The sequence below is a fragment of the Acinetobacter sp. RUH 2624 genome, from assembly GCF_000162375.2.
Taxonomy (GTDB): Bacteria; Pseudomonadota; Gammaproteobacteria; order Pseudomonadales; family Moraxellaceae; genus Acinetobacter; species Acinetobacter nosocomialis.
On sequence record NZ_KI391939.1, the window covers coordinates 720,772 to 732,996 of the forward strand.

Consider the following 12,225-nt stretch of genomic DNA (forward strand, 5'->3'; position numbering starts at 1 on the left):
CCTCTTACATGCGGAACACGCCAAATTTGGTTGGCTGGATAGGGGCATTCATGGCCGCAGCCAAACTTAAACCAAGTACCTGACGGGTTTGAGCTGGGTCGATTACACCGTCATCCCAAAGGCGGGCAGAAGCATAGTACGGATGGCCTTGGCGCTCGTATTGTTCACGAATAGGTTGTTTAAACTCGTCTTCTTCTTGCGCTGACCACTGGGCACCTTTTTGCTCAATCTGGTCACGTTTTAAAGTCGAAAGTACGCTCGCTGCTTGTTCGCCGCCCATGACTGAAATACGAGAGTTGGGCCAAGTCCATAAAAAGCGTGGTGAATAAGCGCGGCCACACATACCGTAGTTACCTGCACCAAACGAACCACCAATAATCAGGGTGAGTTTAGGTACATTTGCGGTGGCAACTGCCATCACTAATTTAGCGCCGTTTTTTGCAATCCCTTCATTTTCATACTGGCGACCAACCATAAAGCCCGTAATGTTTTGTAGGAATAACAATGGAATATTGCGCTGTGTACATAGCTCAATAAAGTGCGCACCTTTTTGTGCAGACTCAGAAAATAAAATCCCGTTATTTGCAATAATGCCGACTGGCATACCATAGAGTGAAGCAAAACCAGTAATGAGGGTTGAACCAAAGCGTGCTTTGAATTCATCAAAACGAGAACCGTCTACAATACGTGCAATGACTTCACGCACATCGAAAGGTTTACGCGCATCACTTGGCACCACACCATAGAGTTCCGATGCATCAAACAGCGGCTCATCAATTTGCTTGTTTAACTCATTTGGCTTTTTATTTAAGTTAGCAACAATGTTTCGTGCAATCGCAATGGCATGTTCATCATTTTCAGCTAAGTGATCAGCTACACCTGAAAGACGTGTGTGTACATCGCCGCCGCCTAAATCTTCACTGCTTACCACTTCGCCTGTTGCAGCTTTTACCAGAGGAGGGCCGCCTAAGAAAATCGTACCTTGATTACGGACAATAACGGTTTCATCAGACATGGCAGGCACATACGCACCACCAGCGGTACAGCTCCCCATCACCACGGCAATTTGAGCAATACCTAGGCTCGACATGCGTGCCTGATTATAGAAAATACGCCCAAAGTGATCGCGGTCTGGGAAAACCTCATCTTGCATTGGTAAATAAGCACCGCCTGAATCTACTAAATAAATACAAGGCAAGTGATTTTGTTCAGCAATTTCTTGTGCGCGTAAATGCTTTTTAACTGTAAGTGGGTAATACGTTCCGCCTTTAACCGTTGCATCGTTGGCAACGATCATGCAAGTTACGCCGTTGACCTGACCAATACCAGCAATCACACCGGCAGCAGGAACATCATCTTCATAAACGTTGTACGCTGCCAATTGACCAATTTCTAAAAATGCCGTGCCGACGTCAATCAGTTGATCAATACGTTCACGGGGTAAAAGTTTACCTCGAGCCAAATGTTTTTGTCGGGCATTTTCACCACCGCCTAAAGCAATACGCTGGGCAACCTGTTTGAGATCTGTGACCAATGTTTGCATGGCTTGCTGGTTTGTTTTGAAGTCTTCGCTTCGAACATTAATCTTGCTTTGTAATTGGTTCATAAGATGCGTCCTTATTTATAATTATTATTTGGTTTCATTGAAAAGTTCGCGGCCAATTAGCATGCGGCGAATTTCAGAAGTTCCCGCACCAATTTCATAAAGTTTGGCATCGCGCCATAAACGGCCAGCAGGGAATTCATTGATATAACCGTTGCCACCTAAAGTCTGAATGGCTTCACCAGCCATCCATGTTGCTTTTTCGGCAGCATATAAAATGGCACTTGCGGCATCTTTGCGTAAGCTGCGGTCATGATCTGCTTTGTCACATGCAGCACCAACCGCATAAACGAGAGCTTTACATGCAAGCCATGTTGAATACATATCGGCAAGTTTGCCTTGCATAAGCTGGAATTCACCTAAAGCCTGACCAAACTGTTCACGCTGATGCAAGTAGGGAATAACGACATCTAAGCAAGCATCCATAATGCCTAAAGGTCCGGCACTTAAAACTGCTCGTTCATAATCCAAACCACTCATGAGTACTTTAACCCCGTTACCCACACCACCGAGTACGTTTTCAGCAGGAACTTCTACATTGTCAAAGAACAGTGGATAAGTATTAGAACCACGCATACCGAGCTTATCTAAGTGGTTGCCGTGACTAAAGCCTTTCATACCTTTTTCAATCAAGAATGCGGTCATGCCTTTAGGGCCCGCTTGTGGATCAGTTTTAGCGTAAACGACCAGTACATCTGCATCACCGCCGTTGGTAATCCACATTTTTGAACCGTTTAAAACAAAGTGATCACCTTTTTGCTCGGCGCGTAATTTCATGCTGACCACATCAGAACCGGCATTTGGCTCAGACATGGCAAGGGCACCAACATATTCACCGGAAATTAATTTTGGTAAATACTTTTGTTTTTGCTGCCCGTTACCGTTACGGTTAATTTGGTTTACACATAAATTAGAATGAGCACCATATGACAAGCCAATAGCTGCCGAAGCACGAGAAATTTCTTGCATGGCAATAATATGAGCTAAATAACCCATATTGGCACCGCCATATTCTTCAGAAACCGTCATGCCTAAAAGGCCCATATCTCCGAATTTTTTCCAGAGATGTGCAGGGAATTTGTTGTCTTGATCAACTTGTTGGGCAATTGGTGCAATTTCCTTTGCACAAAATGCGGCTACCGAATCTTGAAGCGCAATTAAAGTTTCATCTAGACCGAAATTCAAGCTGCGTAGGTTCATGATATTTTCATCCTATTGGTTATATTTGTTGTCCATAAAATATTTTGTGGGTATTTGATAATTACCATACAATGATTTTTTGAAAAAGTGAATACAGATTCATAAAATGATTTACAATTCATTTTATTTGTTAGAGAATAAATTATGAGCTATAAACGATCATCTTTAATGCAAGAGCGGATGGAGCAAAATCGTAAATCGATTTTGAATTCAGCTAGAAAAATAATTTCAGAAGGAGGATTTAAGGACGCACAAATACAAACAATTGCAGAGCAAGCAGGTGTATCTAGTGGACTGGTTTATCGCTACTTCGATAATAAAAGCCAAGTGCTAATAGAAGTTTTGTCTGATGCCATTAATACAGAGCTATTGGTCATCGATTCGATTACCGAAAGTGACTTATCGGCAAAGCAGAAATTACACAAGGCGGTGGCAACTTTTGTAAAACGGGCACTGAATAGTCCTCAGCTTGCGTATTCACTCATGTTTGAACCTGTCGATTCCACGGTTGAACATGAGCGTTTTCGTGTGAAGCAATTGATTAAACAAAGTATTAAAAAAATACTTGCGGATGGAAATGCAAGTGGTGAGTTTGTCTTGGATGATTTAAACACAGCAGCACTTTGTGTAGTCGGTGCTATGACTTATGTGGTGGTTGAACCCCTAGACCCAGCTCAAAATACAAAGTTTGATCATGCGCACAAAGACTATTTTTCAAAACAGATTGCGGACTTTTGTGTGGATGCTGTGCAAAAGAAATAGGGCATATAAAGGATAAAACAACACAAAATAAGTAGTTTGGAAAAGTAGTTGCAGTAACAACAATTAGATCAGGTAAGAAGAGAATTAGAAGAATCAAGGAGAATGATTCAATGCAACAAGAACGGTTAAGCTACGCCTCGGGACCAAGTACACAACCCTTATTGGGTATGACCATTGGTGAACAATTTGATCAGGCCTGTCAGCAATATGCTGAAAAGGAAGCAATCGTTAGTTTTCATCAAAATAGACGATTAACCTATAAAGCTTTACAAGATGAAGTAAACGCTTTTGCTTGTAGCCTATTAAAATTGGGATTAAAAAAAGGAGACCGATTAGCGATTTGGTCACCTAACTGTGTGGAATGGACGGTAACCCAATTTGCAGCTTTTAAAGCAGGGATTATTTTAGTTAACCTGAATACAGCTTATAAAAGTCATGAACTTGAATATGTGTTGAATAAAGTCTCGTGCAAAGGATTGATTATTGCTTCTCAATTCAAAACGACGGATTATCAAGAATTACTCACAAAAATTGCCCCTGAATTAACTAATAGCCCAGATAAAGTGCTCAGTTCAGAGCGTCTGCCGCATTTAAAATTTGTCATTAAAATTGATGACCAACAACATACGGGTATTTATCGTTTTAGTGATTTAGTCACCACACCAACTTCTGAACAGCTAGAACAATTAAAACAATTAGCCAGACAGCTCCAGTTTGATGAAACCATTAATATTCAATTTACCTCAGGTACAACAGGTAACCCGAAAGGGACCATGTTAACCCACCATAATATTTTAAATAATGGTTATTTTGTCGGTGAAGGCATCCGTTTAACTGCTCAAGATAAAGTCTGTATTTCTGTGCCATTGTTCCATTGTTTTGGCATGGTGATGGGGAATCTGGCGTGTGTGACGCATGGGTCAACCATGGTCTATCCATCGGCTGTATTTAATCCTTTGGAAACTTTAAAAGCGATTCATCAAGAACGTTGCACGGCAGCTTATGGTGTACCAACCATGTTTATTGCCACTTTAGAACATGAACAGTTTAATGAGTTTGATCTTTCGAGCTTAAGAACAGGCATTATGGCAGGTAGTCCTTGTCCACGTGAAATTATGCAACGTGTCATAGACCGAATGCATATGTCGGAAATTACCATTTGTTATGGCATGACAGAAACCTCGCCAGTGAGTGTACAAAGCTCGGTAAACGATTCAATCGATAAACGGGTAAGCACAGTTGGGCATGTTCATCCGCATGTTGAAATTAAAATTGTCGATTTAGAAGGACAAATTGTTCCGCAAGGCACATTAGGTGAGTTATGCGTTCGTGGTTATTCAGTGATGGCCGGTTATTGGGGTGAAGAAGAAAAGACCCGTGAAGTGATAGATGCTGCTGGTTGGATGCATACGGGTGATATTGCCGAGATGGATCAAGACGGTTTTATTAAAATTAAAGGCCGCATTAAAGATGTCGTGATTCGCGGAGGAGAAAACCTTTTTCCAAAAGAGATTGAAGACTTTTTATATACCCATCCAGATGTAAGCGATGTACAGGTGATTGGCTTGCCAGATGCAAAATATGGTGAAGAACTTTGCGCATGCATTATTTTGCATGAGCATCACCAAGTCGATGAAGACAGCATTCGCCAATTTTGCAAAGAGCATATTTCTCATAATAAAGTGCCGCGCTATGTCCGATTTTTTAATGAGTTTCCAATGACTGCTTCTGGCAAAGCGCAAAAGTTTAAATTGCAGGAAATTATGCGAGCTGAACTTAATTTAACGGGCAATGTCTTTGACTAAATAAGTTAAAAGCTCGTTCAAAGTGCAGAAAATGATAAACCGAAAAGCAGTTTTAAAAGGGATAAAACAAAATGGCAAAAGACTTTAATAGCCCTAAAGTAGTTGAAGGATATGATGCGCATATTCGTAAATTAATTCCGGGTTATGAAGTCATCCATCTACAGGTGAATGCCATTTTACAGTCGGTGTTGCCACCCGATGCTCATGTCTTAATTGTGGGCTGTGGTACGGGTTATGAACTCGAATATTTACTTAAAAGACATCCAAACTGGAAATTTACAGCAGTCGATCCATCTTTAACCATGCTGCAAAAAGCTCAGGAGCAGGTTGAACTTTTAGGTAAATCTACCCAAGTCACTTTTGTACATGGTGATACTTCAGCACTGCCTTTGGAACCATGTTTCGATGCTGCACTTTCTATTCTTGTGGCTCATTTTATTGCAGATGACATAAAACCAGCCTTCTTTAAGGATATTTATGATCGCTTAAAAGAAAAAGCGCTTTTACTTACCTATGACCTCATGACTTGTGTAAATCCACAGCAGCTTCAAGCATTGCGTTACTTGTGCTTGGCTCAAGGGTTAACAGAAGAACAATGTCAAAAAATGTTGGAGCGTATGGCGGAGGACTTTTTTAGTTTAACGACTGAAGGATATATAAAACTTTTGGAAAAGACGGGCTTTGAAAGTGTACAGCCTTATACGCAAATTTTGACTTATCAGGGGTTTATTGCAAAAAAATAATACTATTGGGGAATATAAATAAGGGGTTAAAACTGAATATTCTCAATGTGGAAGAGAATATAAAAAATGGAAAATTAAAAAGTTGCTTTTGCTGCGTTAGGGAGGATACGGCTAAAAAATATGAGGGAAGGTCTTTCTTGTGAAAGAAAGGCAAATTTTTAAGGATCTATTTTAGATAGGTACATAACAAAAAGGATGTCGAGACTTTTAAGACTACTTAAAGGTCTAAAGGAAAATTTCATGATGAAAGTTTTAAATACAACGGTTCAAAAAAGCTTGTTGGCAGTTTCTGTGACTCTGCTTATGTCTTCTGCTTTTGCTGGTCAAGTAAACCCTGAAATAGAGCAACTTCGCCAAGAAGTAAACGAATTACGGGCAATGCTACAGGCAGATATACAAACTCAAAAATCTTTAACCCAAGAAAAAGTAGAACAAGTTGCTCCTGTGGCTACTCAAGCTCCACAATCCATACAACAAGTATTAGACCTCTTGCGAAAGTAAAAACCACCTCAATCTAAATTTCATGAGATATCAGAAATTAAATCGTTTTTCAGATTCTGAATTCCAGCGCTTGGTTGGTGTACCTCGACCAGTTTTTAGTGAAATGATCGAAGTTTTAAAAGAAGTAGAATCACTTAAAAAGAAATCTGGGCGTCCTCATACTTTAGCTATAGAGGATCAATTATTATTAACACTCAATTACTTACGGAATTACAGCACTCAATTGGAGTTGGCTGCAAATTACCATATCGCTGAAAGTAATGTGAATCGAACCATTAAAAAGGTTGAAGATGCATTGATGAAATCAAGACGGTTTACTCTGCCAAAACGAAGCATTACCACAGCAGACGAACAGTTTAACTGGGTCATTATTGATGCGACAGAATGTTCAATAGAACGTCCGAAAAAAAAATCAGAGTAAGTTCTACAGTGGTAAAAAGAAGAAACATACGCTAAAAGCACAAGTGATCTATCATCCGAACAGCAAACAAATCATAGGGCTAGATATATCGAATGGCAGTCAGCATGACATTAAATTGGCAAGAAGAACGGTTAAAAAATTCAAACATTGTAAATATGTTATGACCGATTTAGGGTACTACGGATTAGAGCAAGATGGCTTTAAATTATTGATGCCAATAAAGAAAAAGAAGAATTTACCCTTATTTGATGTTGAGAAAAAGTACAATAAAATGATTGGAAAAATACGAGTTGTGATCGAACATATTAATAGTCAATTGAAAACATTTAGAATATTAAGTGAACGCTATCGAAATAGACGGAAAAGATTCGGTTTACGCATTAACTTAATCGCTGCACTGGTAAATCGGATGAACTTGCAATAACGACTTTCGCAAGAGGTCTATTAACTAAATCGGGTACAGAATTTAACTTATATGGTTATATACGAGCAGATGCTTCTTACCAAATTAAGGGTGCATCTACGATGTATAACAATATTAGTGGGGTTCCACTTGAACATACGCCAGAAGAATCTGCCCAGAGGGACCAATTGCACAGTACGGTTTATGTGACCCGTTTCGGATTGAATTTTAAAACACCAACAACTGCTGGTGATGTGGGTGGAAAGTTAGAAATGGACTTTTTTGGGGCGGCTACTCGTGATCAGTTCCGTATACGTCATGCTTATTTAACTTTTGATAAATGGTTGATTGGTCAAACATGGTCGACATTCATTGCCCCTGAATATTACCCAGAAACAATCGATGCAGGAACATTTGTAGGCAGTGCTTTACTTAGATCGCCAATGGTTCGCTATAGCGATAATTTAACGGCAAATACAAGTTTTGCAGTATCAGTTGAAGACCCGAAATATACTGCGGCAACAGACCCAGATAACAAAATGCGTTTACCTGCTTTAGTGGGGCGTTTAAATCATAAATTTGCCAATGGTTCGATGCTTTCAGGCCGTAGTTTTGTTGCAGAAAAAAGAACCAATAATGACAGTGAATGGGCTTGGGGCGTAGGTTTCGGCGGTAAATACCAAATGACACCCGATACTTTACTTAAAGCCGATTATTACCATGTCAAAGGCGATGGACGTTTCTTATTGTGGAGCAATAGTGGCTATGCAATAGATGAGCAGAACAACATGCATAGCAATGAATTTGATACGGTGTCTTTGGGGGTAACTCATCAATTCACGCCAAAAATTCGCTCGACTTTAGCTTATGGCTATATGAAAGCTAAAGACGATAACCGTTTTGCCGAATTACACCACAATAGCACGACTCAAAACAAACAGCTTTGGCAGGGCTGGGTAAATACCATGTATAACCCATACAAGCCAATTACCTTAGGTGTTGAATATGTATATGGCGAACGAGAAACTTTCGATGGTCGAAACGGGGTGGATAACCGCTTCAACATGATAGCAAGTTATGATTTCTAAATAGCTATTCCCATCAGATGAAAGGCTCACCTGATGGGGCAATCATTAATTTTTAGTAATTTGATCTAAATCTACCAATTCCGCCATATGTTGATTGCCACGATCATTAGGATGTAAATGATCTCCAGAATCATAAATGGGATTTAAACGATTGGGATGTTTTGGATCTTTTAAGCCTTCATCAAGATCAAGTACACCATCAAATGTATGACTGGTTCTTATCCAGTGGTTAATGCGCTGACGTAATTGATCTTTGTTGGGTTGATAGTAATTATCTAAAGGCGTATTGGGTAAAGCACCAGAAAACGGAAGTAAAGTTGCACCAATCACCTGAATACCTTGCTTGTGAGCTTCATTTACAACACGCTGATAACCTTTAGTTAAGGCTTCAAAAGAAGGTATTTGCTGTTTAGGAGCAAACGCTGTGCCGGGCCATGAAATATCATTTATACCAATTAAAACGATTAAAGTTTTAACATCTGTATATTGAAATATTTCATTGTTTAAACGTTTTAAAACACTATCGCCCATACCATCGGTAAGCAGTCGATTTCCTGAAATTCCGCTATTAATTACCGCTACTTGATGGGGAGATAAACGCTTAGCCAAAAAATCGGTCCATCTCGTATTCGCATCTAAGGTTGCAGTCGCTCCATCGGTAATTGAGTCTCCAATAACAGCAACCACCCGAGCTTTCTGTTTAGGTTTTACCTCGATTGCAGACAGTAATAATCGTGCTGTTGTAGTTTTTGCATTCGTAGGCGCATTTAAATTTGTTGTCTGATTTCCACTAATGAGCCAACTGGTTTGTTTGGCATCCCAATGAAATGTTTTAAACGTTGTAGGCTTTTGAATAAAGCTATTCACCACCAATTGAGCATGATCGGGAACAGCTAACTTGATTGGATCACTCACCAGTTGTTTGCCAGGTAAAATTTTTGCTTTAAGTTGACCAGAAAAATAAACGGAATAGGTGCTCTTAGATTTTGGAGTTACTGCGTTCGCTAAACCAATCGTTGTTTGATCAATATAAAGCGGTTGCTCGCCATATTGATTGGTAAAAACAAGCCGAACAGCTTCACCACCTAAACTAATTTGGCTTACCTGCCTAATTGTTTGGTTGGATATTTGCTCTGGAATGAGTGTCGGAAAAACGAAATCTTTATTCCAGACTTTTTGAGGGCTAGCAGACCAAGTCGTGATCCATTGGTTATTTGATACTTCTGCTCGTGTAAAGCTTGTAAATAAAACCAAAGAAAATACGGTGGCTTGAGAAAGTTTCATCTCGTGAACTCTTTAAAACAAATTAAAGGTATCTTTAAATAAATTGCTGGCTTGTTATAGCGGGCTAAGCGGAATAAGATTTGTGAATACAATTCATAAATAAATTTTGTTATGTCTTATTTTGATATTAATCGATCTGGCGAGTTGGCAATTTTTATTCGAGTGGTCGAGCTTGGAAGTTTTTCAGCCGTAGCAAGGGCATGTGATATGACGCCGTCTGCAGTCAGTAAGTTAATTTCTCGGTTGGAAAAAAGACTTGGCATCAGACTATTGAACCGTTCAACACGTCAGTTTCAGCTTACCAGTGAAGGGTGTCAGTTTTATGAGCAAGGCCTTCAAATACTCAATAATTTAGATGAACTTGAACAATCTGTTACTGCTCACCATAAACCGCAAGGACGAATTAGGATCCATACCAGCTTTTCATATTGGACTCACTTTTTATTGCCTTGCATTAGTTTGTTTAATCAACGCTATCCGGAAATTGAATTAGAAGCTCATTTGAGTGATGAAGTAATTAATTTAGTTGAACAAAGAATTGATGTTGCGATTCGAACAGGACCTTTGAAAAGCTCCAATTTGGTAGCTCGCTCACTCGGGAGTACACATAAATATTATGTATGTTCACCTACATATATTGAAAAGTATGGTTGTCCCAAACATCCGGATGAGCTACATGCACATCGGCTTTTAGATGTAAGTTATCAACGCCAGAACAAAACCTGGTTATTCAAAAAAGCAACTCAGGAAATTAACTTAACGCCATCTAGAGTTTTAAAAGTAAATCAGGGTGAAGCAATTTTACAGTTAGCAGTGTCAGGTGTTGGTATTGCTCAGCTGAATGAATTTCAAATTCAAAAAGCAATACAGCAAAAGCAACTCATCAAGATTCTTGAAGACTGGAATATTCATGCTTGTGAAGAATTCCATGCTGTCTGGATTGGTCATGATAAATATGTTCCAAATCGTGTTCGCGCATTTTTAGATTTTTTGGTAGAGCATGCTCCTATACAGTAACTCATTGTTTCCTTGCACTAAATTGGCACTGTTGCATAGTTTTATTCATTGTTTCTACAAATTCATTTTAGTATCAATATTCTGCAAGCTCACTTTTGGTAAGCTTTCTACAAATTGTGGTGAATAGTGCTGCTCTAACGAGCTATAGATACAATTACACTGTGAAAGGTCATGTCCCGCCCCAACACAACGTGTATTAAATTCATTTTTACTCATGGGTCTGTAGCCCATCAGATTTAAAACACTGAGTGTAACAAGGCTCACCAAAACAAAACGATAGAGAAAAAACATTGTTGTTACTCTGCATGGGTTGTTGTTATCGTTAAGTGATGTTGATAGAAGTTCTAATCTTTATGTGGTATTTGAATACTTAAAACTTTTAACCCAAACTTATATAAAAAGGGTAGAAAAAAGATTTAAGTAAACGATTTTTGAACTCTATAGAAAGTTTTTATTTTTGAGAAATGGGTACGATCTCTAAAAATGCTTGAACAAATAAAAAATGCCGAATGTAAGTAAAATCAATAAAAGTACGTAAAAAATATAGAATAGTCATGAGTGACTCCTTGATTAAAAGAAGTTATGCCCACTCATTGCTAATCATTATGGTGGCGAAACGAAAGAGGGTTAGCAGACTGATACCTAAGAAACCAGCACACCCGAAGGTGTCCCACTCTCGTTCCTCCATCAAAGGCACGAGGGGCATCACACCAAAAAACGTGTTTTTTAGTGCACTTAGGTAGACGGTCTGCTAAAACCGACTGACAAAATTGGTCAGCGCGAGCATCATAAGCTGAGCATTGGGGTGGGTCAATTGCAAAAATAAAAGATTGATTTATATAATTTGATATAAATATTTGCCTGTTTTTATTTAGAAAATAGAAAAATTAAAAAATATAATGTGTATATAACTGTTTTTTATTTCACCTTTGGAGTTGCTTTTTAATCTTATATATCAAATATTTATTAATTGTTTATTTGTATAGTATGTCAATGTCATTAATTAGATGTATCGTTTGGCTAAACTATTTAATAATTCGATTTTTATAACCTAGACGATGTAGTATAAACACTGCATGCCAAAAAATAACCAAAATTTCAATTGCAAGAAATGTAATTTTATTAATCATATTTTTGGGTTTTTACAAAAGCTTGCATAATCTACAAAAGTTAAGAGAACCACTGCGGTAGGCCAACTGATATACGCTGAATTATCAGGAGACTTTCCCTTGGGAGATTCTAGGCAGCCAATTTATAAAAGTCTTCGGCCATTTGATTTGGTGTCTTAAAACCCAAACCCTTTTGAATTCTTCGATGATTATAAAATAACTCAATGTATTTTATAATATCTGCTTTGGCTTCTTCTCTGGTTTGATAGTTGTAATGATGCACGGCTTT

General features: G+C 38.7%; 9 protein-coding genes and 3 pseudogenes. 7 read left to right on the forward strand and 5 right to left on the reverse strand.

Annotated features, from left to right (window positions below; all coding sequences use genetic code 11):
- Window positions 1-4: 4 nt before the first annotated feature.
- Both HMPREF0014_RS10100 and HMPREF0014_RS10105 read right to left on the reverse strand, forming a co-directional pair.
- Window positions 5-1,606, reverse strand: a complete 1,602-nt coding sequence (locus tag HMPREF0014_RS10100; RefSeq protein ID WP_004887694.1) for a carboxyl transferase domain-containing protein — start codon at window positions 1,604-1,606, stop codon at window positions 5-7.
- Between the two features lie 24 nt (window positions 1,607-1,630).
- Entirely contained in the window at window positions 1,631-2,803 is a 1,173-nt protein-coding gene (locus HMPREF0014_RS10105) for an isovaleryl-CoA dehydrogenase (protein ID WP_004887693.1), read from the reverse strand.
- Window positions 2,804-2,947: 144 nt separating this feature from the next.
- Between HMPREF0014_RS10105 and HMPREF0014_RS10110 the strand changes: the two genes are divergently transcribed.
- From HMPREF0014_RS10110 to HMPREF0014_RS10140, 6 genes and pseudogenes are all read left to right on the forward strand, one after another.
- The gene (locus HMPREF0014_RS10110) at window positions 2,948-3,565 is read left to right on the forward strand and encodes a TetR/AcrR family transcriptional regulator (protein WP_000120687.1); all 618 of its coding nucleotides are present in this window, start codon (window positions 2,948-2,950) and stop codon (window positions 3,563-3,565) included.
- 110 nt (window positions 3,566-3,675) lie between these two features.
- Complete coding sequence (locus HMPREF0014_RS10115) at window positions 3,676-5,370, forward strand: AMP-binding protein (RefSeq protein WP_004887690.1); 1,695 nt, start codon at window positions 3,676-3,678, stop codon at window positions 5,368-5,370.
- Between the two features lie 71 nt (window positions 5,371-5,441).
- A complete protein-coding gene (locus HMPREF0014_RS10120; protein WP_004887689.1) occupies window positions 5,442-6,113 on the forward strand; it encodes a class I SAM-dependent methyltransferase in 672 nt (223 codons plus the stop codon).
- 243 nt (window positions 6,114-6,356) lie between these two features.
- Window positions 6,357-6,545 (forward strand): annotated as a pseudogene (locus tag HMPREF0014_RS10125) (TMF family protein); the annotation flags it as partial.
- Window positions 6,546-6,636: 91 nt separating this feature from the next.
- Window positions 6,637-7,459, forward strand: a protein-coding gene (locus HMPREF0014_RS25325) for an IS5-like element ISAba27 family transposase (protein ID WP_076611894.1) whose coding sequence is annotated in 2 segments (ribosomal slippage) — window positions 6,637-7,017 and window positions 7,019-7,459 — 822 coding nt in all. Because the reading frame shifts where the segments join, the coding sequence is not laid out codon by codon here.
- An 11-nt stretch (window positions 7,460-7,470) separates the two neighbouring features.
- Window positions 7,471-8,526, forward strand: a pseudogene (locus tag HMPREF0014_RS10140) (DcaP family trimeric outer membrane transporter); the annotation flags it as partial.
- A gap of 45 nt (window positions 8,527-8,571) precedes the next feature.
- Here the strand turns inward: HMPREF0014_RS10140 and HMPREF0014_RS10145 are convergent.
- Entirely contained in the window at window positions 8,572-9,810 is a 1,239-nt protein-coding gene (locus HMPREF0014_RS10145; protein ID WP_006581665.1) for an SGNH/GDSL hydrolase family protein, read from the reverse strand.
- Between the two features lie 111 nt (window positions 9,811-9,921).
- Between HMPREF0014_RS10145 and HMPREF0014_RS10150 the strand changes: the two genes are divergently transcribed.
- Entirely contained in the window at window positions 9,922-10,827 is a 906-nt protein-coding gene (locus HMPREF0014_RS10150; protein WP_004887683.1) for a LysR family transcriptional regulator, read from the forward strand.
- A 1-nt stretch (window position 10,828) separates the two neighbouring features.
- On the opposite strand, the pseudogene HMPREF0014_RS10155 reads toward HMPREF0014_RS10150, so the two are convergent.
- Both HMPREF0014_RS10155 and HMPREF0014_RS25900 read right to left on the reverse strand, forming a co-directional pair.
- A pseudogene (locus HMPREF0014_RS10155) lies at window positions 10,829-11,118 on the reverse strand (hypothetical protein).
- A gap of 948 nt (window positions 11,119-12,066) precedes the next feature.
- The coding region (locus HMPREF0014_RS25900; RefSeq protein WP_020992212.1) for an IS3 family transposase at window positions 12,067-12,225 on the reverse strand (159 nt) is incomplete at its 5' end.

What these genes read in the sequence shown, in the direction of transcription:
- HMPREF0014_RS10120 (WP_004887689.1), top strand. Translation starts at nt 5,442, where the DNA reads ATGGCAAAAGACTTTAATAGCCCTAAAGTAGTTGAAGGATATGATGCG.
- HMPREF0014_RS10145 (WP_006581665.1), bottom strand. Translation starts at nt 9,810, where the DNA reads ATGAAACTTTCTCAAGCCACCGTATTTTCTTTGGTTTTATTTACAAGC.
- HMPREF0014_RS10105 (WP_004887693.1), bottom strand. Translation starts at nt 2,803, where the DNA reads ATGAACCTACGCAGCTTGAATTTCGGTCTAGATGAAACTTTAATTGCG.
- HMPREF0014_RS10150 (WP_004887683.1), top strand. Translation starts at nt 9,922, where the DNA reads ATGTCTTATTTTGATATTAATCGATCTGGCGAGTTGGCAATTTTTATT.
- HMPREF0014_RS10100 (WP_004887694.1), bottom strand. Translation starts at nt 1,606, where the DNA reads ATGAACCAATTACAAAGCAAGATTAATGTTCGAAGCGAAGACTTCAAA.
- HMPREF0014_RS10110 (WP_000120687.1), top strand. Translation starts at nt 2,948, where the DNA reads ATGAGCTATAAACGATCATCTTTAATGCAAGAGCGGATGGAGCAAAAT.
- HMPREF0014_RS10115 (WP_004887690.1), top strand. Translation starts at nt 3,676, where the DNA reads ATGCAACAAGAACGGTTAAGCTACGCCTCGGGACCAAGTACACAACCC.